General features: G+C 62.5%; 26 protein-coding genes. 11 read left to right on the top strand and 15 right to left on the bottom strand.

From position 1 onward, the window contains the following. Positions 1–76: 76 nt before the first annotated feature. The 5 genes from ACM62G_RS10490 to ACM62G_RS10510 all read right to left on the bottom strand — a co-directional run bounded on the left by ACM62G_RS10490 (position 77) and on the right by ACM62G_RS10510 (position 6,262). Positions 77–1,171, bottom strand: coding sequence for a polyamine ABC transporter substrate-binding protein (locus ACM62G_RS10490; protein ID WP_054058709.1), 1,095 nt, complete (start codon positions 1,169–1,171; stop codon positions 77–79). A 198-nt stretch (positions 1,172–1,369) separates the two neighbouring features. After that, entirely contained in the window at positions 1,370–2,464 is a 1,095-nt protein-coding gene (locus ACM62G_RS10495) for a polyamine ABC transporter substrate-binding protein (RefSeq protein WP_054062016.1), read from the bottom strand. 188 nt (positions 2,465–2,652) lie between these two features. Continuing rightward, positions 2,653–4,017: an aspartate aminotransferase family protein gene (locus ACM62G_RS10500; RefSeq protein ID WP_054058711.1), complete on the bottom strand. Its 1,365-nt coding sequence runs from the start codon at positions 4,015–4,017 to the stop codon at positions 2,653–2,655. 56 nt (positions 4,018–4,073) lie between these two features. Then, positions 4,074–5,432: a glutamine synthetase family protein gene (locus tag ACM62G_RS10505; RefSeq protein WP_054058712.1), complete on the bottom strand. Its 1,359-nt coding sequence runs from the start codon at positions 5,430–5,432 to the stop codon at positions 4,074–4,076. A gap of 41 nt (positions 5,433–5,473) precedes the next feature. Continuing rightward, a complete protein-coding gene (locus tag ACM62G_RS10510) occupies positions 5,474–6,262 on the bottom strand; it encodes a gamma-glutamyl-gamma-aminobutyrate hydrolase family protein (RefSeq protein WP_419737113.1) in 789 nt (262 codons plus the stop codon). Positions 6,263–6,540: 278 nt separating this feature from the next. Here ACM62G_RS10510 and ACM62G_RS10515 point away from each other — a divergent pair, with 278 nt between their 5' ends. Continuing rightward, positions 6,541–7,917, top strand: a complete 1,377-nt coding sequence (locus ACM62G_RS10515) for a glutamine synthetase family protein (protein ID WP_054058714.1) — start codon at positions 6,541–6,543, stop codon at positions 7,915–7,917. Positions 7,918–8,156: 239 nt separating this feature from the next. Then, positions 8,157–8,795 (top strand): TetR/AcrR family transcriptional regulator, encoded by a 639-nt coding sequence (locus ACM62G_RS10520; protein ID WP_419737114.1) that lies wholly within the window; start codon positions 8,157–8,159, stop codon positions 8,793–8,795. Positions 8,796–8,948: 153 nt separating this feature from the next. On the opposite strand, the gene tauD is transcribed toward ACM62G_RS10520, so the two are convergent. The 4 genes from tauD to tauA are packed head-to-tail and all read right to left on the bottom strand — an operon-like array spanning position 8,949 to position 12,479. After that, entirely contained in the window at positions 8,949–9,782 is an 834-nt protein-coding gene (gene tauD / locus ACM62G_RS10525) for a taurine dioxygenase (protein WP_273826042.1), read from the bottom strand. Positions 9,783–9,832: 50 nt separating this feature from the next. Further along, positions 9,833–10,663 (bottom strand): taurine ABC transporter permease TauC, encoded by an 831-nt coding sequence (tauC, locus tag ACM62G_RS10530; protein ID WP_054062013.1) that lies wholly within the window; start codon positions 10,661–10,663, stop codon positions 9,833–9,835. Beyond that, a complete protein-coding gene (gene tauB, locus ACM62G_RS10535; RefSeq protein WP_273826043.1) occupies positions 10,660–11,454 on the bottom strand; it encodes a taurine ABC transporter ATP-binding subunit in 795 nt (264 codons plus the stop codon). The genes tauC and tauB overlap by 4 nt, the downstream gene beginning before the upstream one ends. A 47-nt stretch (positions 11,455–11,501) precedes the next feature. Next, the gene (gene tauA / locus ACM62G_RS10540; protein ID WP_054058719.1) at positions 11,502–12,479 is read right to left on the bottom strand and encodes a taurine ABC transporter substrate-binding protein; all 978 of its coding nucleotides are present in this window, start codon (positions 12,477–12,479) and stop codon (positions 11,502–11,504) included. Between the two features lie 684 nt (positions 12,480–13,163). Between tauA and ACM62G_RS10545 the strand changes: the two genes are divergently transcribed. The 8 genes from ACM62G_RS10545 (at position 13,164) to ACM62G_RS10580 (ending at position 20,576) form a co-directional block, all read left to right on the top strand. Beyond that, positions 13,164–14,528 carry an OprD family porin gene (locus ACM62G_RS10545; protein WP_054058720.1) on the top strand — a complete coding sequence of 455 codons (1,365 nt, stop codon included), beginning with the start codon at positions 13,164–13,166 and terminating at the stop codon, positions 14,526–14,528. Between the two features lie 323 nt (positions 14,529–14,851). Next, a complete protein-coding gene (locus tag ACM62G_RS10550; RefSeq protein WP_054058721.1) occupies positions 14,852–15,490 on the top strand; it encodes a peroxiredoxin in 639 nt (212 codons plus the stop codon). Between the two features lie 402 nt (positions 15,491–15,892). Continuing rightward, the gene (gene ssuE, locus ACM62G_RS10555) at positions 15,893–16,486 is read left to right on the top strand and encodes an NADPH-dependent FMN reductase (RefSeq protein WP_273826044.1); all 594 of its coding nucleotides are present in this window, start codon (positions 15,893–15,895) and stop codon (positions 16,484–16,486) included. Between the two features lie 93 nt (positions 16,487–16,579). Continuing rightward, positions 16,580–17,545 carry a sulfonate ABC transporter substrate-binding protein gene (locus ACM62G_RS10560; RefSeq protein ID WP_054058724.1) on the top strand — a complete coding sequence of 322 codons (966 nt, stop codon included), beginning with the start codon at positions 16,580–16,582 and terminating at the stop codon, positions 17,543–17,545. Between the two features lie 25 nt (positions 17,546–17,570). Then, the gene (gene ssuD, locus ACM62G_RS10565) at positions 17,571–18,719 is read left to right on the top strand and encodes an FMNH2-dependent alkanesulfonate monooxygenase (RefSeq protein ID WP_054062009.1); all 1,149 of its coding nucleotides are present in this window, start codon (positions 17,571–17,573) and stop codon (positions 18,717–18,719) included. Positions 18,720–18,728: 9 nt separating this feature from the next. Further along, positions 18,729–19,517: an aliphatic sulfonate ABC transporter permease SsuC gene (gene ssuC / locus ACM62G_RS10570; RefSeq protein ID WP_419737115.1), complete on the top strand. Its 789-nt coding sequence runs from the start codon at positions 18,729–18,731 to the stop codon at positions 19,515–19,517. Next, positions 19,514–20,320 carry an aliphatic sulfonates ABC transporter ATP-binding protein gene (ssuB, locus tag ACM62G_RS10575; protein ID WP_054062007.1) on the top strand — a complete coding sequence of 269 codons (807 nt, stop codon included), beginning with the start codon at positions 19,514–19,516 and terminating at the stop codon, positions 20,318–20,320. The genes ssuC and ssuB overlap by 4 nt, the downstream gene beginning before the upstream one ends. A gap of 40 nt (positions 20,321–20,360) precedes the next feature. Then, positions 20,361–20,576, top strand: a complete 216-nt coding sequence (locus ACM62G_RS10580) for a TOBE domain-containing protein (protein ID WP_017901475.1) — start codon at positions 20,361–20,363, stop codon at positions 20,574–20,576. A 62-nt stretch (positions 20,577–20,638) separates the two neighbouring features. On the opposite strand, the gene ACM62G_RS10585 is transcribed toward ACM62G_RS10580, so the two are convergent. After that, entirely contained in the window at positions 20,639–21,328 is a 690-nt protein-coding gene (locus ACM62G_RS10585; RefSeq protein ID WP_419737509.1) for an NYN domain-containing protein, read from the bottom strand. Positions 21,329–21,826: 498 nt separating this feature from the next. Here ACM62G_RS10585 and ACM62G_RS10590 point away from each other — a divergent pair, with 498 nt between their 5' ends. After that, on the top strand, positions 21,827–22,111 hold the full coding sequence (locus ACM62G_RS10590) for a DUF6124 family protein (protein WP_416771310.1): 285 nt from the start codon (positions 21,827–21,829) through the stop codon (positions 22,109–22,111). A 157-nt stretch (positions 22,112–22,268) separates the two neighbouring features. On the opposite strand, the gene ycaC is transcribed toward ACM62G_RS10590, so the two are convergent. From ycaC to ACM62G_RS10615, 5 genes are all read right to left on the bottom strand, one after another. Beyond that, positions 22,269–22,895, bottom strand: a complete 627-nt coding sequence (gene ycaC / locus ACM62G_RS10595; protein WP_054060163.1) for an isochorismate family cysteine hydrolase YcaC — start codon at positions 22,893–22,895, stop codon at positions 22,269–22,271. Between the two features lie 148 nt (positions 22,896–23,043). Beyond that, complete coding sequence (locus ACM62G_RS10600; protein ID WP_054060957.1) at positions 23,044–23,673, bottom strand: class I SAM-dependent methyltransferase; 630 nt, start codon at positions 23,671–23,673, stop codon at positions 23,044–23,046. 129 nt (positions 23,674–23,802) lie between these two features. Next, entirely contained in the window at positions 23,803–24,447 is a 645-nt protein-coding gene (locus ACM62G_RS10605; protein ID WP_054060956.1) for a methionine ABC transporter permease, read from the bottom strand. Further along, positions 24,437–25,558: a methionine ABC transporter ATP-binding protein gene (locus ACM62G_RS10610; RefSeq protein ID WP_419737116.1), complete on the bottom strand. Its 1,122-nt coding sequence runs from the start codon at positions 25,556–25,558 to the stop codon at positions 24,437–24,439. The genes ACM62G_RS10605 and ACM62G_RS10610 overlap by 11 nt, the downstream gene beginning before the upstream one ends. 1 nt (position 25,559) lies before the next feature. Beyond that, on the bottom strand, positions 25,560–26,369 hold the full coding sequence (locus ACM62G_RS10615; RefSeq protein WP_419737117.1) for a MetQ/NlpA family ABC transporter substrate-binding protein: 810 nt from the start codon (positions 26,367–26,369) through the stop codon (positions 25,560–25,562). Positions 26,370–26,636: the final 267 nt, after the last annotated feature.

The raw sequence follows: 26,636 nt of genomic DNA on the forward strand, positions 1-26,636 counted from the left end.
GCAAAACTCCCAACAAAATTTAACCGCGAGGCCCAGACGGCCTGGCATTGAATGGTTTGACCCGAGTCCTTGCGGACTATTTGCCCGACTTGATCCTGGTCCAGCTACGGGTCATCACACGTTGGATTTTCGGGGGTAGTTCCGAGTTGACGTACAGCTTGTCCACAACAGCTTGCGGTGGGTAAACCGCTTCGTCGGTGCGCACGGACTGATCCATCAGTTCGCCAGCCTTTGGGTTCGGGTTGGCATATCCGACATAATCGCTGACCTGGGCGATCGCTTCAGGTTGCAGCAGATAATTGATGAACGCATGGGCCTCCTTCACGTTGCCGGCGTCCTTGGGAATCGCCAGCATGTCGAACCAGAGGTTGCCGCCCTCCTTGGGAATCACGTAGGCGATATCCACGCCCTTCTTCGCTTCTTCGGCGCGCTTCTTCGCCTGGAACACATCGCCGGAGAAACCGGCCGCCACGCAGATCTCGCCGTTGGCCAGATCGGTGATGTACTTGGACGAGTTGAAATAGGTGACGTACGGACGAACCTTGAGCAGTTTCTCCTCGGCCGCCTTGTAGTCCTTCTCGTTGGTGCTGTTGGGGCTCAGGCCCATGTAGTTGAGCACCGCCGGCAGCATTTCATCGGCGGAGTCGAGGAACGCCACGCCGCAACTGGAAAGCTTCTTGATGTTTTCCGGCTCGAACAGCATCGCCCAGGAGTCGATCCTGTCGACGCCGAGCACGGCCTTGACCTTCTCGACGTTGTAGCCGATGCCGTTGGTGCCCCACAGGTACGGCACCGCGTACTGGTTGCCCGGATCGTTCTTCTCCAGCCGCTTCATCAGCACCGGGTCGAGATTGGCGTAGTTGGGCAGCAGCGACTTGTCGAGCTTCTGGAAGGCGCCGGCCTTGATCTGCTTGCCGAGGAAGTGGTTGGACGGAACCACCACGTCATACCCGGTATGTCCGGCCAGCAACTTGCCTTCCAGGGTTTCATTGGAATCGAAGACGTCATACACCGGTTTTATACCGGTGGCCTTCTCGAAATCGGCCAGGGTTTTCTCGCCGATATAATCGGACCAGTTATAAATATGCACGGTCGGCGCAGCGTACGCACCGGCAGCCAGCGTCAGGCCTGCGCCAACCAGCAAAGTCTTGCAAAACAAAGAAATAGACACTCGGAGGTCCTCTCAATAGTTGGGCCTGAGTTGCCCGGGCCATATGGCGATATACCGCCCGATGACAAAACCGGCGCGCAACTTACCCTCGATAAGCCGATCCAGCAAAAGTTTTCTTTGATTGATATTAGTCCTGCTGGAACCGGTACCCGGAAGAGCCCGGTTCCAGCAGGTGGAGCGGTGTTGCATCAGGCGGGATTATTTACCCGACTTGATCTTGGTCCAGCTACGGGTCAGCTCACGCTGGGTAGCGGCAGGCAGGTCGGCAATGGCGTAGAGCTTGGCCTGCACGTCTGCTGGCGGATAGATACCCGGGTCGCTGGTGATGCTCTTGTCGACCAGTGCGGTGGCCTTCTCGTTGCCGTTCGGGAAACGCACGCTGTCGGTGATCGCCGCCATGACTTCCGGCTTGAGCAGGTAGTTCATGAACTTGTAGGCGCCGTCGACGTTTTCCGCGTCTTTCGGAATGGCGACCATGTCATAGAAGCTGCCGGCACCTTCCTTCGGAATGGCGTAGCTGACTTTCACCTTGTCACCGGCTTCGGCAGCGCGGGACTTGGCCTGCTGGATATCGCCCGAGTAGCCGACGGCCACGCAGATGTTGCCGTTGGCCAGGTCCGAGATGTACTTGGACGAGTGGAAGTAGGTGATCGAAGGACGGATCTTCAGGAACAGATCCTCGGCCTTCTTGATGTCATCCTTCTTCTGGCTGTCGGTTGGCAGGCCCAGGTAGTGCAGCGCCACCGGGATCATCTCGGTCGGCGAGTCGAGGAAGCTCACGCCGCAGCTCTTGAGCTTGGCGATGTTCTCCGGCTTGAGCAGGGTGTCCCACGAATCGATCTTGTCCACGCCCAGCGCGGCCTTGACCTTCTCCGGGTTGTAGCCGATACCGATCGAGCCCCACATGTACGGGAAGGCGTGCTGGTTGCCCGGGTCACTGACCGAAACCGCCTTGAGCAGCGACTTGTTCAGGTTGTCGTAGTTGGACAGCTTGGACTTGTCCAGTTCCTGGTAGACGCCAGCCTTGATCTGCTTGGCCAGGAAGTTGTTGGACGGCACCACGATGTCGTAACCGGACTTGCCGGCCAGCAGCTTGGCTTCCAGGGTTTCGTTGCTGTCGAATACGTCGTAGACGACCTTGATCCCGGACTCTTTCTCAAAGTTCGCGATGGTGTCCGGTGCGATGTAGTCGGACCAGTTGTAAACGTGCAGCACTTTGTCGTCCGCGTGAGCGGCACCGGCCATCGCTCCGGCCATGGACAGGGCCAGGAGAGTCTTGCCAGCGTTCTTCAAACCTAATGCCTTCATGCGTCATGCTCCAATTTTTCTTTTTAACCAGCTGTTCGGCGGCCGATTTCCGGGCAACTCGGAACAGTGGGATAGTCTGGCAAGATCCAAGGCCGGCTTTCAAGGAAAGACCCGCCTTTGCGATCACTCCGAGCGAAAGCGCCTGCAACTCGCTCCCGCTCAGAGCCTAGCACCTAGCCCTGCAACGCACTCAGGGTCAGGTCCAGGCATTGACGGGCCTTGGCCACCAACTCATCGATCTCGGCCTTGCTGATCACCAGTGGCGGGGCAATGATCATGGTGTCGCCGACGGCACGCATGATCAGCCCGTTATCGAAGCAGAACTGCCGGCAGATCATGCCGACGCCCTTGCCTTCATAGCGCGCACGGGTGGCCTTGTCCTTGACCAGCTCGATGGCCCCCAGCAGACCCACACCGCGAACCTCACCCACCAGCGGGTGATCGTTCAGTTCCCGCAGACGCTTCTGCAAATAAGGTGCCGTTTCGGCCTTGGCCCGTTCGATAATTTTTTCATCGCGCAGGATGCGGATGTTTTCCAGCGCCACCGCCGCGGCCACCGGGTGCCCGGAGTAGGTGAAACCGTGGTTGAAATCGCCGCCCTCGTTGAGCACCGCGACCACGTCGTCACGCACGATCAGGCCACCCATCGGGATGTAGCCGGAGGTCAGGCCCTTGGCGATGGTCATCATGTGCGGCTTGAGGCCGTAGAAATCGCTGCCGAACCACTCGCCGGTACGGCCGAACCCGCAGATCACCTCGTCGGCGACGAACAGGATGTCGTACTTGGCGAGGATCTCCCTGATCCGCGGCCAGTAGCTTTCAGGCGGCACGATCACGCCACCGGCCCCCTGGATCGGCTCGGCGATGAACGCACCGACGTTGTCCACGCCCAGTTCGAGGATTTTCTCCTCCAGCTGGTTGGCCGCCCAGATACCGAACTCTTCCGGGCTCATGTCGCCGCCTTCGCCGAACCAATAGGGTTGCGGGATATGAACGATGCCCGGGATCGGCAGGTCGCCCTGCTCGTGCATGTAGGTCATGCCGCCCAGGCTGGCGCCGGCCACGGTCGAGCCGTGATAGCCATTCTTGCGGCTGATGATGGTCTTCTTCTGCGGCTGGCCCTTGATCGCCCAGTAGTGGCGGACCATGCGCAGCATGGTGTCGTTGCCTTCGGAGCCGGAACCGGTGAAGAAGACGTGGTTCATGCCCTCGGGCGCAATCTCGGAGATCACCTTGGCCAACTCCAGCGCCGGCGGGTGGGCGGTCTGGAAGAACAGGTTGTAATAAGGCAGTTCGCGCATCTGCTGGCTGGCGGCCTCGGCCAGCTCGTCGCGCCCATACCCGACCGCCACGCACCACAGGCCGGCCATGCCGTCGAGGATCTTGTTGCCCTCGCTGTCCCAGAGGTAGACGCCCTTGGCGTTGGTGATGATGCGCGGGCCCTTTTCCTTCAATTGCTTGAAGTCGCTGAAGGGAGCCAGGTGATGATCACTGCTGAGGGTCTGCCACTCACGGGTTTGCGGGTTGTTGCTGGTCATACGGATCTCCTAGATTCCAGTGAAGGCGCGGCCAGATACCCGCCGCGCCCGCTGCATCAGACGGCGAAGAGCAGGAATTCCCGCTCCCACGAACTGATGACACGCTTGAAGTTTTCATGCTCGGCCCGCTTTACCGCGACGTAGCCAGTGATGAATTTCTTGCCCAGGTACTTCTCGATGGTCTTGCTGTTTTCCATGCGCTCCAGGGCGTCCTCGATGGTCAGCGGCAGGCGCAGGTTGCGCCGCTCGTAACCACGACCGACCACCGGCGCGCTCGGTGTCATGCCTTCGACCATGCCGATATAGCCGCACAGCAGGCTGGCGGCGATCGCCAGGTAAGGGTTGGCGTCGGCGCCCGGCAGGCGGTTTTCCACCCGGCGGTTCTGCGGGCCGGCATCCGGCACCCGCAGGCCGACAGTGCGGTTCTCTTCGCCCCACTCCACGTTCACCGGCGCCGAGGTGTCCGGCAGGAAGCGGCGGAACGAGTTGACGTTCGGCGCGAACAGCGGCAACAGCTCGGGAATCAGCTTCTGCAGGCCGCCGATGTGGTTGAGGAACAGCTCGCTCTTGGTCCCATCCTCATTGGAGAAGATGTTCTTGCCGGTCTGGATGTCGATGATGCTCTGGTGCAGGTGCATGGCGCTGCCCGGCTCGCCGGTCATCGGCTTGGCCATGAAGGTCGCCGCCACGTCGTGCTTGAGCGCCGCCTCGCGCATGGTGCGCTTGAACACCAGGATCTGGTCGGCCAGGGACAGGGCATCGCCGTGACGGAAGTTGATTTCCATCTGCGCCGTGCCGTCCTCGTGGATCAGCGTGTCGAGGTCCAGCTCCTGCAGTTCGCACCAGTCGTAGACATCCTCGAACAGTGGATCGAATTCGTTGGCGGCCTCGATGGAGAACGACTGGCGACCGATCTCCGGGCGCCCGGAACGGCCCACCGGCGGTTGCAGCGGATAGTCCGGGTCGTCGCTGCGCTTGGTCAGGTAGAACTCCATCTCCGGCGCGACGATCGGCTGCCAGCCGCGGTCGGCGTAGAGCTTCAGGACCTTCTTGAGCACGTTGCGCGGCGACAGCTCGATCGGGTTGCCCTGCTTGTCGTAGGTGTCGTGGATCACCTGCGCGGTCGGCTCGATGGCCCAGGGCACCAGGTACACCGCGTTGCCGTCGGGGCGGCAGATCATGTCGATGTCGGCCGGGTCCAGCAGTTCGTAATAGATGTCGTCTTCAACGTAGTCGCCGGTCACGGTCTGCAACAGGACACTTTCAGGCAGACGCATGCCCTTTTCGGCGATGAACTTGTTGGTTGGCGAGATCTTGCCCCGGGTGATGCCGGTGAGGTCGCCAATCATGCATTCGACTTCTGTGATCTTGTGGTCTTTCAACCAATCGGTGAGCTGGTCGAGGTTGTTACTCATAAATGCCTCTGGGCTGGGTTTCCTGAGCTACATAATAGGAGTCAGGCGCTCGTTAAAGCATCAGTGTCGCGTTGTTTTGCCCGATTTCGGCAGGCTTCGCCGAAAGCCTGGAAAATGGCGAGGTAGACCGGATTGCTTTCGACCTGCCATTCCGGATGCCATTGCACACCTAATGCAAAGGCGTTAGCAAAAGCCTTGCCGCCAATCACCGAGACCGCCTCGATCAGGCCGTCCGGGGCCCGGGCCTCGATCCGCAGGCCAGCGGCCAGGCGGTCGATGCCCTGGCCGTGAATCGAGTTGACCGCGAACTCCGCCGGCAACCCGAGCCCCGCCAGGACCCCACCGGGCTCCACCCGCACCGGGTGCGCGGGGCCGTACTGGACCTCCAGCGGCTGGCTCTCGTCTTCACGATGATCGATAAAGGTTCCCACTTCATGAACCTTCTGGTGCAGGCTGCCGCCGAACGCCACATTCATCTCCTGGAAACCGCGGCAGATGCCGAGCACCGGCACGCCGGCCGCCACGGCGGCACGGATCAGCGGCAGGGTGGTGCGGTCGCGTGCAGAATCATGAGCAGTGCCTGGCTCGCTGGCCGGGCCACCGTACAAATGCGGTTCGACGTTGGAGGGAGAGCCGGTAAAAAGAAGGCCGTCGAGGCTGTCCAGAATATCGGACGGTTCAAGCAGTTCCGCCAGCGAGGGGATGATCAGCGGCAAGCCCTGGGCAGCGCTTGCGACTGCGCGGACATACTTGTCACCACTGATGTGATAACCATGCAAACCGACCTGTTTAGAGCAGGCGGTGACGCCGATCAACGGCAGGCGAGACATGAAACACCCCGGTATTATTGCTGTTATGGGTTTTAATCGAGCTTAGCCTTGTTCATTTTTTTACACAACACCCCCGTAAAAAATACAACACGGCCCGCTCAAGCCTGCGGTGCCCACGGGAGTCAGCGGGAAAAAAACGCCCCAAAATGCCCCAAAAAAGCCACTCGGGCGCTTTTTCAGGGCAGAAATTGCCTCGCTTGACTTCGGCATGCCGTTCGGGTTGACTGAAACCAGAAAAGATCAATGATTGATATTTTTAACAACAAAGGTGTTGCATCATGTCGGTACCCCCGCGTGCCGTTCAGCTTAACGAAGCGAACGTGTTCCTTAAGGAACATCCTGAGGTTCTGTACGTTGACCTTCTGATTGCGGATATGAATGGTGTGGTGCGAGGCAAGCGCATCGAACGCACCAGCCTCCACAAGGTTTACGAGAAAGGCATCAACCTGCCGGCCTCACTTTTTGCCCTGGACATCAACGGCTCGACGGTGGAAAGCACCGGCCTGGGCCTGGACATCGGCGACGCCGACCGGATCTGTTACCCGATCCCAGGCACCCTGAGCAACGAGCCCTGGCAAAAGCGACCCACCGCGCAACTGTTGATGACCATGCACGAACTCGAAGGCGAGCCTTTCTTCGCCGATCCTCGTGAAGTGCTCCGCCAAGTTGTAAGCAAGTTTGACGACCTCGGTCTGACCATCTGCGCCGCCTTCGAACTCGAGTTCTACCTGATCGACCAGGAGAACGTGAATGGCCGCCCACAACCTCCCCGCTCGCCGATCTCCGGCAAACGCCCGCACTCGACACAGGTCTACCTGATCGACGACCTCGATGAATACGTCGACTGCCTCCAGGACATCCTCGAAGGTGCCAAGGAGCAAGGGATCCCGGCCGACGCCATCGTCAAGGAAAGCGCCCCGGCGCAGTTCGAGGTGAACCTGCACCATGTGGCCGACCCGATCAAGGCCTGCGACTACGCGGTCCTGCTCAAGCGCCTGATCAAGAACATCGCCTACGACCATGAGATGGACACCACCTTCATGGCCAAGCCCTACCCGGGCCAGGCGGGCAACGGACTGCATGTCCATATCTCGGTACTCGACAAGGACGGCAAGAACATTTTTGCCAGCGAGGATCCCGAGCAGAACGCCGCGCTGCGTCACGCGATCGGCGGTGTGCTCGAGACCCTGCCCGCGCAGATGGCCTTCCTCTGCCCGAACGTCAACTCCTACCGCCGCTTCGGCGCGCAGTTCTACGTACCGAACTCGCCGAGCTGGGGCCTGGACAACCGCACCGTGGCCCTGCGCGTGCCGACCGGTTCGCCGGACGCCGTGCGCCTGGAACACCGCGTGGCCGGAGCCGACGCCAACCCGTACCTGCTGATGGCCTCGGTCCTGGCCGGCGTACACCATGGCCTGACCAACCAGGTCGAGCCACCGGCACCGACCGAAGGCAACAGCTACGAACAGAACGAGCAGAGCCTGCCGAACAACCTGCGCGATGCCCTGCGCGAGCTGGACGACAGTGAGATCATGGCCCGGTACATCGATCCGAAGTACATCGACATCTTCGTGGCCTGCAAGGAGAGCGAGCTGGAAGAGTTCGAACATTCCATCTCCGACCTCGAGTACAACTGGTACCTGCATACCGTTTAAGCGGGTGCGGTAATAGAAGGAAGAACGCCGCCGGCCCCTGGGCCCGCGGCGTTTTTTTTGACAGGGGCATCGAGGTGGCCTCTTCGCGGATACATCCGCCGCCCCAGCTTTGCGCCGTACACAGGGTTTGCGCTCAGCACGATCATTGTGCAGCCGGATTTATCCGCGAAGCTTTTGGCGATCTCACAGCCTGCACAGGACCTCGCGTACAATCCCCGCAGCCCTTGCCGGAGAACGCCATGCCCCGCCCCGCCACCGCTCGCAAACCCCGTGCCCGCAGCCAGGCGCGGATCGATTCGATTCTCGACGCCGCCCGCCACCTGCTGGCCGCCGAGGGCGTGGCCAACCTGTCGATCTACAGCGTCGCCGAGCGCGCGCAGATTCCGCCGTCGTCGGTCTACCACTTCTTCGCCAGCGTCCCGGCCCTGCTCGAAGCCCTCACCGCCGACGTCCACGCCTCCTTCCGCGCCTGCCTGCAGGCACCGATCGACCACGCCAGCCTCAACAGCTGGCGCGACCTGTCACGGCTGGTGGAGCAGCGGATGATGGTGATCTACAGCGAAGACGCGGCGGCCCGCCAACTGATCCTCGCCCAGCACGGCCTGACCGAGGTGACCCAGGCCGACCGCCAACACGATATCGAGCTGGGCGACCTGATGCACAAGCTGTTCATCCGCCACTTCGAACTGCCGGCGCTGCCGACGGATGTCGACGTGTTCGCCCTGGCGATGGAGTTGGGCGATCGGGTTTATGCGCGCTCGATGCAACTGCACGACCAGATCACCCCGCGCATGGCCGAGGAAGGCATGCGGGTGTTCGATGCGTACCTGGGGCTGTACCTGCCGCCGTACCTGCCCAAGCGCGAAGCCCCACTCTGAACAACTTGTGGGAGCCGGCGGTCCGGCGCCCCGGTTTATCCGCGAATAGGCCAGCACAGTCACCACCGCCCCCACAGGCAGTCTGACCGCTCATCGGCGGCGCACTAAAGACAGTTGGCTCCCACGGCAAGAATGCCTGCTCCCTGAGGAGTGCTAGAACGGCGCGTCACCGAGGATGGTCGCCCGGTGCATCACCCGTCGGTTCGGCCGGTAGTCATCCACTGCGTAGTGCTGGGTCACGCGGTTGTCCCAGAACGCCACGTCGTTCTCCTGCCAACGCCAGCGGATGGTGAACTCCGGCCGCGTCGCGTGGGCGAACAGCAGCTTGAGGATCGCTTCGCTCTCCGCCTCTTCCAGCTCATTGATCCGGGTGGTGAAGCCCTCGTTGACGAACAGCGCCTTGCGCCCGCTCACCGGATGCGTGCGAATCACCGGATGGGACAGCGGCGGATTGTTCCGGCGGGTTTCCTCCCAGCGCGCCAGATCTTCCGGCGTACTGCCGAAGCGCTCGACGGGGAACGACTTGATGAAATTGTGCGTAGCCGTGAGTCCGTCCAGCAGCCGCTGCAACGGTGCCGACAAGGCCTCGAACGCAGCGATCCCGCTGGCCCACAGGGTGTCGCCGCCAAAGGCCGGCAACTGCTTGGCCGCCAGCACCGCACCGAGCGCCGGGGTCGGCAGGAAGGTCACGTCGGTGTGCCAGATGGCGTTGTCACGCACATCGGTGACCGCCGTATCGAGGACCAGCACCTGCGGCTGTTCCGGCACGTTCGGGTAGATCGGATGAATATGCAGGTCGCCGAAATTCGCCGCGAACGTCGCCTGTTGCTGCGGGTTCAGCGGCTGGTTGCGGAAGAACAGCACCTGGTACTTGAGCAGCGCCTGCTCGATGGCGTCGCGCTGCTCGAGGTTGAGCGGCTCGCTCAGGGCAATGCCATCGATCTGCGCACCCAGGGCCGCGCTCAGGGGAGTAAGGGTCAGGCTCATGGTCGGTTCTCTTCAAAATACGCGCCGAGCGCTCGGCAAAATCAAGTCTGTCAGTGAGCCTGGCCGTGCCACGGCACCAGCTTGCGTTGCAGGGCGCGCAGGCCCATCTCCATGGCGAAGGCGATCAGGGCAATCACCAGGATCCCCAGCACCACCACATCGGTCACCAGGAACTGTGCCGCCGACTGGACCATGAAGCCCAGGCCGCTGGTGGCCGCGATCAGCTCGGCGGCGACCAGCGTCGACCAGCCGACGCCCAGCCCGATGCGGACACCGGTGAGGATGTCCGGCAGGGCGCTGGGCAGGATCACGTGACGGATCAGCTGTGCCCGGGTCGCGCCCAGCGACAGCGCCGCGCGCAGCTTGGCCGGGTCGACGGTGCGCACGCCGGTGGCGGTCGCGATGGCGATCGGGGCGAAGATCGCCAGGTAGATCAGCAGCACTTTCGACAGCTCGCCGATACCGCACCAAATCACGATCAGCGGCAGGTAGGCCAGCGGCGGGATCGGCCGGTAGAACTCGATCAGCGGGTCGAGGATACCGCGAGCGATCCGGTTGTGACCGATCGCGATGCCCACCGGGATGGCGGTCAGCACGGCAATCCCCAGCGCCAGGCCGATACGGCCGAGGCTGGCCCCCAGGTGCTGCCAGAGGGTCGCATCCATATAGCCCTTGGTCACCAGCAGCCAACCCTTCTCCAGCACCGCCGACGGCGGTGGCAGGAACAATGGCTCGATCACGCCGAAGGCGGTGACCGCCCACCACAGGGCAATCAGCCCCAGCAGGGTCAGCACGCTGATCCAGCGTGTACTCAAGCTGCGCCGTGCCGCAGGCACGGTCGGTTTGGTGGCGGCCGCCACCGGCAATTCATAGCTGCTCATACGAACTCCTGCCGCGAAGCGGCGCTGCGCTGGGAGAACACACGGGCCAGCACGTGCTCACGGGTTTCGATAAAACGCGGATCGGACTTGATCGCACGGGCGGACTCGCCGGCGCTGTAGCGCTGGCCGAAATCCAGCTTCAGGTGTTCCACCACCCGTCCCGGATCGGGTGCCAGCAGGATCAGGTCGGTGGCAAGGAACACCGCCTCTTCAATATCGTGGGTAATCAGGAACACCGGCTTGGCGGTACGCTTCCAGACTTGCAGCAACAGCTCCTGCATCTGTTCACGGGTGAAGGCATCGAGGGCGCCGAACGGCTCGTCCATCAGCAGCACCCGCGGGTCCGCCGCCAGGGCGCGGGCCAGGCCGACGCGTTGTTTCTGGCCGCCGGAGAGTTGCCAGATACGGCGCGAGTCGAAGTTCGCCAGGTCGACCAGCGCGAGCATTTCCCGGGCACGGGCTTCGCGCTGTTGGCGAGGAACACCGGCCAGTTCCAGGCCGAAGCCGACATTGGCCAGCACGTCCTGCCAGGGCAGCAGGGCATCGTCCTGGAACACCACCCCGCGCTCGGCGCCCGGGCCCTTGACCGGCACACCATCGAGAGTGATGCGCCCGGCGCTGGGTTCGACGAACCCGGCGATCAGGTTCAGCAGCGAAGTCTTGCCGCTGCCCGACGGCCCGAGGGCCACCAGCAACTGCTGGGGCCCCAGACTGAGGGAAATATCCGACAACACCGGCTCGGCCGCACCGGGGTACTGTGCGCTGATGCGCTCCAGTTGTAACAAGGCCATGGCGATGGGCTCCTCAGTCCTGGGCTCGGGCAATCAGGCCCGTTGAATCAGTTGGTGATGAATTTGGCGCTGACGTAGGGGGCGTAGTCCGGCAGGACCGCCTCGACCTTGCCCTGCTCTTTCAGGAACGTCGCGGTGTCGGTGATCGCCTGGGCGGTCGGCTTGCCGAGGACGGTGACCTGGTCAGCCGCCAGCGGGTAGACGTTGCCCTGCAGCAGCAGCGGAATGTCACTGGCCTTGGCGCCGGAGAGCTTGACCAGCTTGTCGACGTTCGCTTTGTCAGCCAGCCACGCCTGTGGGTCTTTTCGATATTGCGCGTAGGCATCCAGCGTCACTTTGGCGAATGCCTTGACAATCTCCGGGTGCTTCTCGGCAAAGTCCTTGCGCACGATCCAGGCATCGAACGTCGGTGCACCGAGCTTCGCCAGTTCGCCGGAAGTGATCAGCACCTTGCCGTTTTCCTTGGCCACGCCCAGGGCCGGGTCCCAGACGTAGGTGGCATCGATATCGCCGCGCTTCCAGGCGGAGATGATCGCCGGCGGCGCGAGGTTGAGGACCTGCACCTTCGCCGGATCGATGTTCCAGTGTTTCAGCGCGGCCAGCAGGCTGTAGTGGCCGGTGGAGACGAACGGCACGGCGACCTTCTTGCCGACCAGGTCCTGGGGCGAGTTGATCCCGGAGCCGTCGCGGGCAACCAGGGCCTCGGCGGCGCCGATCTGGGTGGCGATCAGGAAGGTTTCCACCGGTACCTTGCGGGTGATGGCCGCAGTCAGCGGGCTGGAGCCGAGGTAGCCGATCTGCACGTCGCCCGAGGCGATGGCCGAGATGACGTCGGCGCCATTGTCGAACTTGCGCCAGTCGATCCTGGCCTGGCTGACTTTTTCGTAGGTGCCGTCGGCCTGGGCGACCTTGGCCGGATCGACGGTGGTCTGGTAGGCCACGGTCAGGTCGGCAGCCTGGGCGAACAGGCTAGCCCCGGCCAGGGACAGTGCCGCCAGCAGGCGGAGTGGGGAATTGGGTTTCATCGGAGAAGCTCCTCAACGGATGACCGGGACTCGGCGTGTCGAGAAGACTAAATGATCTAAGAATCTTAAAATAAATAACTTATTTGCATTAGCTTATGAGAGGAAATATGTCTGTCATGTCCCCGGAAACCGGGGGTCATATCGCGCTGTGGAGACAAGCGGATTCGCGACACGGCATTTCGTGATCTATGGTTGAGGGCCAGTCCGACAAGTCACGCTCCGGACCGGACGTCGGAATGTGACAGGTACATGGCAATCTTGTTCTGACAAATGCTGTAATAAATTGACGAGAGTGGCAGCGTTTCGCCATGATTGCGTCGCCTTTTTGATCGCCCATGACGTACGGAGACGCCTCCGCAAGTCGCCGGGTTCTAAAAAGAGGCAGAAAAATACTTTTCAGGAATGAGCCCGGCGGTCGATAACACCCCTTGGCGCGGTGTTCGATCAAACATTATATTCCTGAATCGTCTGAAAAAGGACGAAATGATTCTTTTTGGGTTTATGACAAAGTCATTACTCTGCACGGACCAAACAACGGCGGTTAGACCAAAGTCGTAGGCAGGCGGGTCTCGATTGACTTACCGGTCACGATCCGGCGCTAATCGCGAAATCTGTGGCGCCAAAGGGGCGTAGATCCCGAGCCAATCAGAAATACAAAAATTAGAAATGAGAGGAGCAAGACCAATGAAGAAGTCCACTCTGGCCCTGGCTGTGGCCGTGGGGGTTCTGGCGCAGCAGGCAGGCGCCGCAGGTTTCATCGAAGACAGCAAGGCCACTCTGGGTCTGCGCAACTTCTACATCAATACCGATAACCGCGATGGCGCCAACACCGCTACCAGCCGGAACAAGAACGAAGAATGGGGCCAAGGCTTCGATCTGCGCTTCATCTCGGGTTACACCCAAGGCACCGTGCAGTTCGGTGTCGATGCGATCGGTCTGTACGGCATCCGTCTGGACTCCAGCCGTGACAAGAGCGGTAACGCCAACGGTGCTGCCAACGGCGGCACAGTCTTCCCGACCAATGGCCAGAATGGCGCAGTACCAGACTTCGCAAGCCTGGGCCTGACCGGCAAGGTCAAGGTTTCCCAGACCGAACTGAAGATCGGTACCCTGCAGCCGAACAACCCGGTCATCAAGACCAACGACGGTCGCCTGCTGCCACAAACCTTCACCGGCGGCGAGATCAAGTCGAACGAAATCAAGGATCTGACCCTGACCGGCGGTCTGATCAACTCGGCCAAAGGCCGTAACTCCACCAACGACCAGAGCCTGTCGATCGCTGGCGCCAACGGCACTACCGCCGCCGCGCGTGACAGCAACAAGTTCTACTATGGTGGTGCCGACTACAAGATCACCAAGGACCTGACCGCTTCGTACTACTACGGCGAGCTGAAGGACTTCTACTCGCAGAACTTCCTGGGCCTGGTGCACAACTGGGCAATCGGCCCTGGCGTACTGAAGAGCGACCTGCGCTACTACCGCAGCCGTGACAATGGTGCCAATGGCGACACCGCCAACTACTACACCACCGGCTGGTACTCGGATCACACCACCAACGCCACCAAGGTCAAGGGCAAGGTCGACAACGACCTGTACAGCTACCTGGCCCTGTACTCGGTTGAAGGCCACACCTTCGGCGCCGGCTACCAGTACACCAAGGGTGACAGCGACTTTCCTTGGCTGAACCAGGGTGACGGCTCGTCCAACAGCACCATCACCGACGTGCAGATCCAGAAGTTCGCCCGTGCCGGCGAGCGCACCTGGCAGGCTCGCTACGCCTACGACTTCGCCAAGGTTGGCGTACCTGGCCTGACCGCCGGTATCGTCTACCTGCGTGGCGACAACATCGATACCATCGTATCGGGCGTACGTGCCAACGGTAGCTCCGAGTGGGAACGCGACATCAGCCTGGCCTACGTCGTACCGGAAGGTACCTTCAAGAACCTGGGCTTCGCCTGGAAAAACGCCATGTGGCGTACCGACCTGCCGAACACCCGTTCGCAGGACGAGAACCGCCTGATCGTCAGCTACTCGATCCCGCTGCTGTAAGAAGCGCGTGATCGTCTAGTAGAAAGATCCACACTCGGCCCGGCGCAATGCCGGGCCGAGTGCTTCACGTCTTGCATACAGCACTACCATCAGCTTCGGCCTCCCGCCAAACCTCGACATCGCGGCGTTCGGCACTCCACTGAGTTACATCCCCTTAGCCCTCTCACAAGCTGTGGACAAGAGTGCGCCTGGTCGCCTTGCGCGTCCAATGAAGATGTTTTTAATATTTCTTTATCTTCTAAATAAATCGATATTTATTCTTTTTAAATAATCCGTACTACAGGCACATTAGGACTCATCCACCTTCACCCAAGGAGCAGCACATGAGCCTCAGACTGGGCGACATCGCCCCCGACTTCGAACAGGATTCCAGCGCCGGCAAGATTCGTTTCCACGAGTGGCTCGGCGACAGCTGGGGCGTGCTGTTTTCCCACCCGGCGGACTTCACCCCGGTGTGCACCACCGAACTTGGCTTCACCGCCAAACTCAAGGACGAATTCGCCCAGCGCGGCGTCAAGGCCATCGCCCTGTCCGTGGACCCGGTGGACTCGCACCACAAGTGGATCGAGGACATCAACGAAACCCAGCACACCCTTGTCAACTTCCCGATCCTGGCCGACGCCGACCGCAAGGTGTCCGACCTGTACGACCTGATCCACCCCAATGCCAGCGACACCCTGACCGTGCGCTCGCTGTTCGTGATCGACCCGAACAAGAAGATCCGGCTGACCATCACCTACCCGGCGAGCACCGGCCGCAACTTCAACGAGATCCTGCGGGTGATCGACTCGCTGCAACTGACCGACAACCACAAGGTCGCCACCCCGGCCAACTGGCAGGACGGTGACGACGTGGTGATCGTGCCGTCGCTCAAGGACGAGGAAGAGATCAAGCGTCGCTTCCCGAAAGGCTACCGCGCGGTGAAACCGTACCTGCGCCTGACGCCGCAGCCCAATCGCTGAGATCCATGTGAAGGGCAGCCAGCGCCCTCCCCCTGTGGGAGCGTGGCTTGCCCGCGATCGAGTGCGAAGCACTCGCAAATCCTGAGCACCCGTTTCATCAGGAACACCGCATCAGCCGATTTCACGACTGCTTCGCAGCCGATCGCGGGCAAGCCACGCTCCTACAGGGATCGAGAACATCGGCCGTTTTTTTCAGTTTCAAGGTATTCACAAAGCAGGGGTTTTCAGGCCGTTTCGACGGCCTATTTTTTTGCCCGGAACAAAACCCGCCTTATATGCACTTTAAGAATAAACAAATGAATAAATAAGATTTATGGATATAAAAAATCACTGGTAAGGTCTGTCAACCCAAGCGAGATCGCAACCCGCGAATCGCCGTCACATGTTTGAGGAAAGACCTACATGCTGGTCGTGACACTCGGAGGAAGCCCCAGCCAGCGATCGCGCTCCGGGGTACTGCTGGACCGCGCCAGACACTGGCTCAACCAGCAAGGCATCGAGGTAGTGAACTACCAGATCCGTGATTTCAATGCCGAAGACCTGCTCCATGCACGCTTCGGCAGCCCGCAGGTGGTCGATCTGCTGCAGCATATCGAACAGGCCGACGGCCTGGTGATCGCCACGCCGGTGTACAAGGCCTCGTTTTCCGGCGCCCTGAAGACCCTGCTCGACCTGCTGCCCGAGCGCGCCCTGAGCCACAAGGTGGTCCTGCCCATGGCCACCGGTGGCAGCATCGCCCACATGCTCGCCGTGGACTATGCGCTCAAGCCGGTCCTCGCCGCGCTGAAGGCCCAGGAGATGCTCCATGGCATCTTCGCCGAGGACAGCCAGATCGCCTACGGCGAAGGCAGCGCCCAGGCGCAACTGGCCCCAGCGCTGGAACAACGCCTGGACGAGGCCCTGGAGCAGTTCCACCGGGCCCTGGCCCGCCGGCCCAGGCCCCTGGACCCGGCCGTGCTGAATGATCGTCTGCTGAGTGCTCGCTGGAGCATCTAGCCCGTTTCACCCGCAATCGATGTACTGGCCTTACTCGCCCGCCAACGGGCAAGCAGGTGCAGCCAAAACCCCAACTGCAAAAAGGAGAGCGCCATGCGCACTGTCATTTTGCGTCGTGGTCTGGTCGCTCTGTTTGCAGCGGCTGTCACCTTCGGCGCCATTACCCAAGCCCAGGCCGAGTCCCTGCGCATCGGTTATCAGAAATACGGCACCCTGGTCCTGCTCAAGGCCAAGGGCAGCCTGGAAAAACGCCTCGCCGCCCAGGGCGTACAGGTGCAATGGACCGAGTTCCCCGGCGGCCCGCAACTGCTCGAAGGGCTGAACGTCGGCTCGATCGACTTCGGTGTCACCGGCGAGACGCCACCGGTATTCGCCCAGGCCGCCGGTGCCGACCTGCTCTACGTCGCCTCCGAGCCGCCCGCGCCGACCAGCGAAGCGATCCTGGTACCCAAGGACTCGCCGATCAAGTCGGTACAGGAACTCAAGGGCAAGAAGGTCGCCCTCAACAAGGGCTCCAACGTCCACTACCTGCTGGTCCGCGCCCTGGAAGACGCCGGCCTCAAGTACAGCGACATCCAGACCGTCTACCTGCCGCCCGCCGATGCCCGCGCCGCCTTCGAGCGCGGCAGCGTCGACGCCTGGGTGATCTGGGACCCCTACCAGGCTGCCGCCGAGCAACAGCTCAAGGCCCGCACCCTGCGTGACGGCAAGGGCCTGGTGGACAACAACCAGTTCTACCTGGCGACCCGCCCCTACGCGCAAAAACACCCCGAGGTGATCAAGGCCCTGGTCGAGGAAGTCCGCGCTGTCGGCGACTGGTCCAAGGCCAACCCCGAGGAAGTCACCGCCCAGGTCGCGCCGCTGCTCGGCCTGCCCGCCGACATCACCCTGACCTCGGTGAAGCGCCAAGGCTACGGCGCGCAGTTCCTCACCCCCGAGGTGGTCGCCGCGCAACAGAAAATCGCCGACAGCTTCTACCAGCTCAAGCTGATTCCCAAGCCGCTGAGCATCAAGGACGTGATCTGGACACCACCGGCCGCCGTTGCCACCGCACCTTGAACCGTATTCCTTAGGAGACAACTCCATGAGCCTCAACATCTTCTGGTTCCTGCCTACCCACGGCGACGGCCATTACCTTGGCACCGCCGAAGGCGCACGCGCCGTCGACCACGGTTATCTGCAGCAGGTGGCCCAGGCCGCCGATCGCCTCGGCTTCGGCGGCGTACTGATCCCCACCGGGCGTTCCTGCGAGGACTCCTGGCTGGTGGCCGCCTCGCTGATCCCGGTGACCCAACGGCTGAAATTCCTCGTCGCCCTGCGCCCCGGGATCATTTCCCCGACCGTGGCGGCGCGCCAGGCGGCGACCCTCGACCGGCTGTCCGGCGGACGGGCGCTGTTCAACCTGGTGACCGGCGGCGACCCGGACGAGCTGGCCGGCGACGGCCTGTTCCTCGACCATGAAGAGCGTTACCAGGCCTCGGTGGAGTTCACCCGCATCTGGCGGCGGGTACTGGAAGGCGAGACCGTCGATTACGACGGCCAGCACATCAGCGTGAAGGGCGCCAAGCTGCTCTATCCGCCGCTGCAGCAGCCGCGGCCACCGCTGTACTTCGGCGGCTCGTCGGAAGCCGCCCAGGACCTGGCCGCCGAACAGGTGGACATGGTCCTGACCTGGGGCGAGCCGCCGGCCGCCGTCGCCGAGAAGATCGAACAGGTCCGCGCCAAGGCCGCCAGACAGGGCCGTACCGTGCGCTTCGGCATCCGCCTGCACGTGATCGTTCGCGAAACCAATGCCGAGGCCTGGAAGGCTGCGGAAAAACTCATCTCGCACCTGGACGATGACACCATCGCCCGCGCGCAGAAATCCCTGGCGCGCTTCGACTCCGTCGGCCAGCAGCGCATGGCCGCCCTGCACGGTGGCAGCCGCGACAAGCTGGAAGTCAGCCCCAACCTGTGGGCCGGCGTCGGCCTGGTACGGGGTGGTGCCGGCACCGCACTGGTCGGCGATGGCCCGACCGTGGCGGCACGGGTCAAGGAATACGCGGACCTGGGCATCGACACCTTCATCTTCTCCGGCTACCCGCACCTGGAAGAGTCCTACCGGGTCGCCGAACTGCTGTTCCCGCACCTGGACATCGAGCGCCCGGAGCGGCCGAAAAGCGCCGGTTACGTCAGCCCCTTCGGTGAGATGGTCGCCAACGACATCCTGCCCAAAGCCGTGTCCCAGAGCTGAGGCCGCGCCATGACGACCCTGACCCGTATCATCCACCGGCTGGCGCCCTGGGCGCTGCCGATCCTGCTGCTGGCGGTGTGGCAACTGTCGGTCTCGGCCGGCTGGCTGTCGACCCGGATCCTGCCCGCGCCGAGCGCCGTGGTCGAGGCCGGCGTCGCCCTGGTGCAGAGCGGCGACCTCTGGACTCACCTGGCCATCAGCGGCTGGCGCGCCGGCCTCGGTTTCCTCATCGGTGGCAGCATCGGCCTGACCCTGGGCTTCATCACCGGCCTGTCGAAATGGGGCGAACGCCTGCTCGACAGCTCGGTGCAGATGATCCGCAACGTGCCGCACCTGGCGCTGATCCCACTGGTCATCCTGTGGTTCGGCATCGACGAGTCGGCGAAGATTTTCCTGGTCGCCCTCGGCACCCTGTTCCCGATCTACCTCAACACCTACCACGGCATCCGCAACGTCGATCCGGCCCTGGTGGAGATGTCGCGCAGCTACGGCCTGTCCGGCTTCAGCCTGTTCCGCCAGGTGATCCTGCCGGGCGCGTTGCCCTCGATCCTGGTCGGCGTGCGCTTCGCCCTCGGCTTCATGTGGCTGACCCTGATCGTCGCCGAGACCATCTCGGCCAGTTCCGGCATCGGCTACCTGGCGATGAACGCCCGGGAGTTCCTGCAAACCGACGTGGTGGTGTTGGCGATCGTCCTCTACGCGGTCCTGGGCAAACTCGCCGACCTCGCGGCCCGTGGCCTGGAGCGGGTCTGGCTGCGCTGGCATCCGGCCTATCAGAGCAAAGGCGGTGCCGCATGACAGCCCAACAACCTCCACGCCTGCTGCAAGGCATTCCGCTGGCGGCGCGCAAGCTGCAGAAAACCTTCGGCGAGCGCCAGGTCCTGCGTGAGATCGACCTGCATATCCCGGCCGGACAATTCGTCGCTGTGGTCGGCCGCAGCGGTTGCGGCAAGAGCACCCTGCTGCGCCTGCTGGCCGGTCTCGACAAACCCACCGGCGGTGACCTGCTGGCCGGCGCCGCGCCGCTGAGCGACGCCCGCGAAGACACCCGGCTGATGTTCCAGGAAGCGCGCCTGCTGCCGTGGAAAAAAGTCATCGACAACGTCGGCCTCGGCCTCAAGGGCAACTGGCGTCCCCAGGCCCTGCAGGCACTGGAAGCGGTCGGCCTGGCCGATCGTGCCAACGAGTGGCCGGCGGGCCTGTCCGGTGGCCAGAAACAGCGCGTGGCCCTGGCCCGCGCCCTGATTCACCAGCCTCGACTGCTGCTGCTCGACGAACCGCTGGGGGCGTTGGACGCCCTGACCCGGATCGAGATGCAGCAACTGATCGAGCGCCTTTGGCAGCAGCATGGTTTTACCGTACTGCTGGTGACCCACGACGTCAGCGAAGCCGTGGCCATCGCCGATCGGGTGATCCTGATCGAAGACGGCCAGATCGGTCTCGACCTGCACGTCGAACTGCCGCGCCCGCGGGTGCGGGGTTCCCATCGCCTGGCGGCGCTGGAGACCGAAGTGTTGAACCGGGTGCTGTCGCTGCCTGGCGCGCCACCCGAACCGGAACCTGTTTCACCCTTGCCCACGCAATTGCGCTGGGCGCTGTAACCAAGCCTTGCCTACTCAATCAAAGACAGGAATCAACGCCATGACCATCAAAGCCATCAACGTGCGCAACCAGTTCAAGGGCACCGTCAAGGAAATCGTCACCGGCGACGTACTGTCGGAAATCGACGTCCAGACCGCTTCCGGCATCGTCACCTCGGTGATCACCACCCGTTCGGTCAAGGAACTGGAACTGGAAATCGGCAGCGAAGTGATCGCCTTCGTGAAATCCACCGAGGTGTCGATCGCCAAGCTGTAAGCGGTGGTACCCAACGACCCCGGACGGCCAAGGCCCTCCGGGGTTTTCTTTTTCGGGGAAGCTCACCAGTAGCCCGGCTTTCTCGCCGGTTTTTTCCGGGTCGGCACTTGATGTGGAAACTGGCAGGCAGCCAGTTCCTCCTGTGTGACGACCTGACGCATCCAGTTGGAGTGATTCTTCAATGAACCAGGAGGTGTGCGCTTGATACCTTCACGGTTCGGCAGAACTACACCCACTTGAATCTCGGGATGATCCTCCCGGATAGCCCTGAGGGCAGGGGTCATATCCGTGTCGGCTGACACCAGCACGATTTGCCCGATACGTTCAGAAGCAGGCAACGCCGCTTGTTTGGCAGCAAGACGATACATGCTGATCGCGATATGAACATCGGTTTCCTTTTCTTCGAGCTTCCAGATAGCGACCTGGTCCTGCCTTGAGGCCGGTGTCTTTCGATCGACAAATCGAGGCGCAAGCCTCGGCTCCAATTGGTGCCGCCCATAATGGACATGCACACCTCTTTCAATGAGCGCACGCAAATAGGTGTCCTGGGCCTCCTTGGAGAGCCGGCCACGACTGGCAAGATCGGGTTTGACGCCGGAAGTGAAGAAAAATATTGAGACCAGTTCGCTCTCGGGTTGCTCGGCGCAAAGGATGAGGAGAAGCAGCGCCGGAAGGTCCAGCCATTTGTACTGGGTTCCTGCCAATAAGCCATAAAACAGGTTGTATCCGTCCACAAAGCAGGCTGTGCGCACAGGTTTCAGTCCCTTGAAACGAAAAAACCGGCACGAGGCCGGTTTTTTCACCCCAACGGCCAGCGAACTGAATCGCTGCGTACGGGGCTGAGTGGTTCTTCAAGAATGCCACAGATGACGTTGATGTCAACTCACTACGACCCTTGGATACATTCTTGTTGCAGACGCTAAGACCCACCAGCAAGACGATTCCCTTTCCCTCGCCTGAAGTTTCCTAGAAAATCCTTTTGGCTTGCGCCTGTCGATCTGCGGGACCTAGGCTGACACCTGTCACTGAAAAACAGTGACCGGGTTTGGTCACCCGTTCAATGTCAGGCGCACCAGCGCCACCAAGGTTTCAGGCACTTCCTGTGTCTGTCGTTTCATGGTGGGCTGTGCGCGGGGCGCCTTCGGGTGCGCCGGGTGCCTGACATCCCGGTTGACCAACCTGCGTACCGCCCGCCACCTCTCGTTTGGTCACGACGGTGACGGGTTCTCGACCATGTCAGGAGAATCGCCATGTTCAAAGTCACGCCCAACCCGCCCAAAAGCGAACCGGCACTCCAAGCCGCTACCGAGCGCGCTTTCGCCCACTACGAACTACCCGCAGATCCCATCAGCAGGACACCTCACCTCGAAGACACCCTGAACAACCTCGACTCGATCCTGCGCTCGGCCGCTGCGACCGCCTATGAGTCCGCCGAGCAGTTGAGCGGCCTGCCGCGCCATCTGGCGATGGCCTCGGTGCACCTGATCGAGTTGGCGCAGAGCCAGGTAGATGAGTTGCTGGGGCAGCAGCACTGAAGCATCTGGGAACACCGCAATTCCTGTGGGAACTGGCTTGCCAGCGAAGGCGTTCCTGAGGCCGCCAGAAGCTTCGCGGGCAAGCCCTCTCAAATGCCATCCGGTCTGCGCAAACCACAAGGCCCGCGCGAAGGCGGGCCTTGTGGTTCCGGGTGGATTAACGGGCCGTCAGCGCCGCGTAGCTGTTCATCAGGTTGCGATAGTTCGGGATCCGCTGCGACAGCAGGTTGCCCAAGCCTTCGATATCGTTGCGCCAGTCGCGGTGCAGCTCACAGGCCACCGAGAACCAGTTCATCATCTGTGCGCCGGCCTGGGTCATGCGGTTCCACGCGGCCTGCTGCACCGTTTCGTTGAAGGTACCGGAAGCATCGGTCACCACGAACACATCGAAACCTTCAGCCAGCGCCGACAGCGTCGGGAACGCCACGCAAACGTCGGTCACCACCCCGGCGATGATCAGTTGCTTGCGGCCGGTGGCCTTGATCGCCTTGACGAAATCCTCGTTGTCCCAGGCGTTGATCTGGCCGGGGCGGGCGATGTAAGGCGCGTCCGGGAACATCTCTTTCAGCTCTGGAACCAGCGGGCCGTTGGGGCCCTGCTCGAAGCTGGTGGTCAGGATCGTGGGCAGGTTGAAGAACTTGGCGAGGTCGGCCAACGCCAACACGTTGTTCTTGAACTCGTTCGGCGAGAAGTCCTGCACCAGGGAAATCAGACCGGTCTGGTGGTCGACCAGCAGGACTACGGCGTCGTCTTTGTTCAGGCGGTTGTAGGTTGGCTTGCTCATGGGGGATCCTTTTTCGTTTAAGTGGTGGGAAGCTGTGTCGTTCAATGTGTGACCAGATTAATGAGCCGCCGAAAAAGGAAAAAGCGGCTCAAATCGGTTTGACTGTCCTCTCAGGATGGACAATCCAGCGCCCTGCCTCATCGCACCGCTAACGCTTGCGCCAGACACTCGCCAACCACGGCTGCTGCTCGCGGGGCAGTCCGGCGGGACGGTAGTAGTGCTCCAGTTCGATGAAGCCCGCCGCCGTGAGCAACGCCCGCCAGGCCTCCAGGTCGTGGTAAGAGCCATAACGCTCACCATTCCAGCCCTCCTGGTTTTCCCCCCGCGGGTTGGAACTGAACAGTACCCCGCCCGGCTTGAGCGTGGCGTGCAGTTGCTCCAGGACGCGCGGCAGCTCCTGCAGCGGAACATGGAACAGCACGGCATTGGCAAAGATCCCGTCGAAACGTTGGGCCGGCAGGTCCAGCTCGAGGAAGTTCTGCTGCAGCACCTCGCAGCCGCTGTCCTCGCGGGCCATTTGCGCGAAGCGCTCGGAGCCGTCGAGGCCGACGGCGACATGACCCAGGCGGGTGAAGGCCTTGAGGTCGCGGCCGGGGCCGCAGCCGAAGTCCAGGAGGGTGAACGGCGCCGTGCCCTGGATGTGCCGCAGCAGGGCGTCGATGTTCTGGCTGACGTCGTGGTCGCGGGTGCCTTCGCGGAAGCCTTCGGCGGTGCGGTTGTAGTGGCCGAGGGTGGTGGAGGCGATCTGGTGGAGGTCGTCGGGGCCGAGGGTTTTCATCAGAGTCTGCGCGTTGGGGTGGATGACCTGAATATATCACCCTGCAGATTTCTGCTGCGCCCGGGAGGGCCCTTTCGCGGGCGGCGATCCGACTTGCCCGCGAAAGCGATGCTCCAGACGCCAGATATCTCAGCGCTTGTTGAGCACCCGCGCCAATCGGTCCCCACCGAACTGGATCGCCGCCACCAGGATCACCAGCAACACGATCACCGTCAGCATCACCTGGCTGTCGAAGCGCTGGTAGCCATAGCGATAGGCGATGTCCCCCAGGCCTCCGGCACCAATGGCCCCGGCCATTGCCGAGGAGTTGATCATGGTCACCAGGGTGATGGTGAAACCGCCGACGATCCCCGGCAACGCCTCGGGCAGCAGCACGTGCCAGACGATATGCCAGCGCCGGCAGCCCATGGCCTGGGCCGCCTCGATCAGGCCATGGTCGACCTCGCGCAGGCTGACCTCGGCGATCCGCGCAAAGAACGGCGTGGCGGCGATGGTCAGCGGCACCACGGCCGCCCACACCCCATAGGTGGTCCCCACGACCAGCCGGGTGAACGGGATCAGCGCCACCATCAGGATCAGGAACGGAATCGAGCGGAACAGGTTGACGAACGCCCCCAGCACCCGGTTCACCGTGGGCGCCTCGTAGATCCCGCCCTTGTGGCTGGTGACCAGGATCACCGCCAGCGGAATGCCCAGCAACAGCGCGATCAGCGACGACACGCCGACCATCAGAAAGGTGTCGATCACCCCCTGCCACAACCGATCAAGCCACATAACCCAGCACCTCCACCTGTTGCGCCCAACGGGCCGCGCGCTGGCGCAACGCCTCGGCGTCCAGCGACGAGCCACTCACCGACAGCAGCAACTGCCCCAGGGCATGCCCCTGGATCCGTTCGACACCGCCCTGCAACAGCCGCACCCGCCCGCCCAGAGCGCTGAACAGCGCGGCCAGGTCCGGTTCGTCGCTGGCACTGCCGGTGAACTGCAGGCGCAGCACCACAGCCGCCCCGGCCGACTCCGGCTGCGCGCGCAGGCGGCCCTGCAGTTCCTCCGGCAACGCGTGCTGCAAGGGCGCCAGCAAGGTCCGGCTGACCTCATGCTGCGGGTCGCCGAACACTTGCCACACCGGCCCCTGCTCGACCACCCGCCCGCGCTCCAGGACCACCACGCGATCGCAGATCTCACGAATCACCGCCATCTCGTGGGTAATCAGCACCACGGTCAGGCCCAGGCGCCGGTTGATCTCGCGCAGCAGGCCGAGGATCGACTGGGTGGTCTCCGGGTCGAGCGCCGAGGTCGCTTCATCACACAACAGAATCGCCGGGTCATGCACCAGCGCCCGGGCAATGCCCACCCGCTGTTTCTGCCCGCCGGACAGCTGCGCCGGATAGGCCTTGTGCTTGTCCCGCAGGCCCACCAGTTCCAGCAGCTCGCGCACCTTCCGCTCCCGCGCCAGCCGGGGTACCCCTGCCACCTTCAGCGGCAGCTCGACGTTCTGCCAGACGGTCTTGGCCGACATCAGGTTGAAGTGCTGGAAGATCATGCCGACCCGCCGCCGCAGTTCCACCAGGCGGTCTTCGTCGAACCCGCCGATGTCCACCTGGTCGATCAGCACCCGCCCCGCCGTGGGTTGCTCCAGGCGGTTGATGGTGCGGATCAGCGACGACTTGCCGGCACCACTGCGGCCGATGATGCCGAACACCTCGCCGCGCTGGATCGCCAGGTCGATGCCCTGCAGGGCGTGCACCGGGCCCTGATGGCCGTCGTAGGTCTTGCCCACGCCGATGAAGCGCACGTGGGCCCGGTTGAGTTCGGGATGCAGTTCGGTCTGTTCGGCTTCGCGTGGCGCTTCGGCCAGTGGGCGCTGGAGGCTGGCGACACTCATGTCAGCCTTCCCAACCGGCCTGGTACAGCTTGCCGTGGGCCTTGTCCAGGGCAGCGCGTACGGCCGGCGAATGCTGGTAGATATCGACGAACTTGATCAGCCGCGGGTCGTTCTTTTCCTTCGGCTGGATGACGAACTGGATCACGTACTCCTTGTGGTCGAGGCCGTCGAACAGCAACGCGGAGCCGGCATCGAAGCTTTTCGCCAGACGGATGTAGGCCGGGTAGCCCTGCACCAGGTCAGCGTCATCGTAGGCGCGCACCAGTTGCACGGCCTCGACCTGAAGGATCTTGAGCTTTTTCGGGTTGCTGACGATGTCGTCCTCGGTGGCCTTGTAGCCGACGCCGGGCTTGAGGGTGATCAGCCCGGCCTTGGCCAGCAGTTGCAGGCCGCGACCGCTGTTGATCGGGTCGTTGGCGATGGCCACGGTCGCGCCTTCGGGCAGCTCGTCGAAGCGCTTGTACTGCTTCGAGTAGAGGCCGACGTTGTTGATGATCCCCGGAGCGAAGGGCACCAGGTCGAAACCGGCGGCGGCCTTGGCGTTTTCCAGGAACGGGATGTGCTGGAAGTAGTTCACGTCGATATCGCCAGCGGCCAGGCTGACGTTGGGCGCGATCCAGTCGGTGAACTCCACCAGTTCGACTTTCAGGCCCTGCTTGCCGGCCTCTTCCACGGCGGCCTCCAGCGGGATGGCGAAGGCGGCGGTGGTGCCGACCTTGAGTGGGGCGTCGGCGGCGTGGGCGACGGTGCCGAACAGACCGAGGGCGAGGGCCAGTGCCTTGACTGGCGCAGTGAAGCGTAGGGTTTTCATGATGGGTTTCCAGTCGGTAATCGTCTGTAGGATTCGCACCAACCTTGTAGGAGCGTGGCTTGCCCGCGAAGCTTTTAGCGCCCTTGAGGACGCCTTCGCGGGCAAGCCCGGCTCCTACAGGGCCAGCGTTTGTTTTTCGATGGAGCCAGTCGATAGCGGGGCCTGCGGTGTTTTTTCGATGGCGCCAGTCGATAGCGGGGCCTGTGGTGTTTTTTCGATGGCGCCAGGCGATAGCGGGGCCTGCGGTGTTTTTTCGATGGCGCCAGG

It is taken from the genome of Pseudomonas sp. COR18 (assembly GCF_048568395.1).
Lineage (GTDB): Bacteria > Pseudomonadota > Gammaproteobacteria > Pseudomonadales > Pseudomonadaceae > Aquipseudomonas > Aquipseudomonas fuscovaginae_B.

Excerpts from the sequence above, each read along its gene's own strand:
- ACM62G_RS10500 (WP_054058711.1), bottom strand. The coding sequence starts at position 4,017 with ATGACCAGCAACAACCCGCAAACCCGTGAGTGGCAGACCCTCAGCAGT.
- ACM62G_RS10505 (WP_054058712.1), bottom strand. The coding sequence starts at position 5,432 with ATGAGTAACAACCTCGACCAGCTCACCGATTGGTTGAAAGACCACAAG.
- ACM62G_RS10510 (WP_419737113.1), bottom strand. The coding sequence starts at position 6,262 with ATGTCTCGCCTGCCGTTGATCGGCGTCACCGCCTGCTCTAAACAGGTC.
- ACM62G_RS10515 (WP_054058714.1), top strand. The coding sequence starts at position 6,541 with ATGTCGGTACCCCCGCGTGCCGTTCAGCTTAACGAAGCGAACGTGTTC.
- ACM62G_RS10520 (WP_419737114.1), top strand. The coding sequence starts at position 8,157 with ATGCCCCGCCCCGCCACCGCTCGCAAACCCCGTGCCCGCAGCCAGGCG.
- tauD (WP_273826042.1), bottom strand. The coding sequence starts at position 9,782 with ATGAGCCTGACCCTTACTCCCCTGAGCGCGGCCCTGGGTGCGCAGATC.
- tauC (WP_054062013.1), bottom strand. The coding sequence starts at position 10,663 with ATGAGCAGCTATGAATTGCCGGTGGCGGCCGCCACCAAACCGACCGTG.
- tauB (WP_273826043.1), bottom strand. The coding sequence starts at position 11,454 with ATGGCCTTGTTACAACTGGAGCGCATCAGCGCACAGTACCCCGGTGCG.
- tauA (WP_054058719.1), bottom strand. The coding sequence starts at position 12,479 with ATGAAACCCAATTCCCCACTCCGCCTGCTGGCGGCACTGTCCCTGGCC.
- ACM62G_RS10545 (WP_054058720.1), top strand. The coding sequence starts at position 13,164 with ATGAAGAAGTCCACTCTGGCCCTGGCTGTGGCCGTGGGGGTTCTGGCG.
- ACM62G_RS10550 (WP_054058721.1), top strand. The coding sequence starts at position 14,852 with ATGAGCCTCAGACTGGGCGACATCGCCCCCGACTTCGAACAGGATTCC.
- ssuE (WP_273826044.1), top strand. The coding sequence starts at position 15,893 with ATGCTGGTCGTGACACTCGGAGGAAGCCCCAGCCAGCGATCGCGCTCC.
- ACM62G_RS10560 (WP_054058724.1), top strand. The coding sequence starts at position 16,580 with ATGCGCACTGTCATTTTGCGTCGTGGTCTGGTCGCTCTGTTTGCAGCG.
- ssuD (WP_054062009.1), top strand. The coding sequence starts at position 17,571 with ATGAGCCTCAACATCTTCTGGTTCCTGCCTACCCACGGCGACGGCCAT.
- ssuC (WP_419737115.1), top strand. The coding sequence starts at position 18,729 with ATGACGACCCTGACCCGTATCATCCACCGGCTGGCGCCCTGGGCGCTG.
- ssuB (WP_054062007.1), top strand. The coding sequence starts at position 19,514 with ATGACAGCCCAACAACCTCCACGCCTGCTGCAAGGCATTCCGCTGGCG.
- ACM62G_RS10580 (WP_017901475.1), top strand. The coding sequence starts at position 20,361 with ATGACCATCAAAGCCATCAACGTGCGCAACCAGTTCAAGGGCACCGTC.
- ACM62G_RS10590 (WP_416771310.1), top strand. The coding sequence starts at position 21,827 with ATGTTCAAAGTCACGCCCAACCCGCCCAAAAGCGAACCGGCACTCCAA.
- ycaC (WP_054060163.1), bottom strand. The coding sequence starts at position 22,895 with ATGAGCAAGCCAACCTACAACCGCCTGAACAAAGACGACGCCGTAGTC.
- ACM62G_RS10600 (WP_054060957.1), bottom strand. The coding sequence starts at position 23,673 with ATGAAAACCCTCGGCCCCGACGACCTCCACCAGATCGCCTCCACCACC.
- ACM62G_RS10605 (WP_054060956.1), bottom strand. The coding sequence starts at position 24,447 with ATGTGGCTTGATCGGTTGTGGCAGGGGGTGATCGACACCTTTCTGATG.
- ACM62G_RS10610 (WP_419737116.1), bottom strand. The coding sequence starts at position 25,558 with ATGAGTGTCGCCAGCCTCCAGCGCCCACTGGCCGAAGCGCCACGCGAA.
- ACM62G_RS10615 (WP_419737117.1), bottom strand. The coding sequence starts at position 26,369 with ATGAAAACCCTACGCTTCACTGCGCCAGTCAAGGCACTGGCCCTCGCC.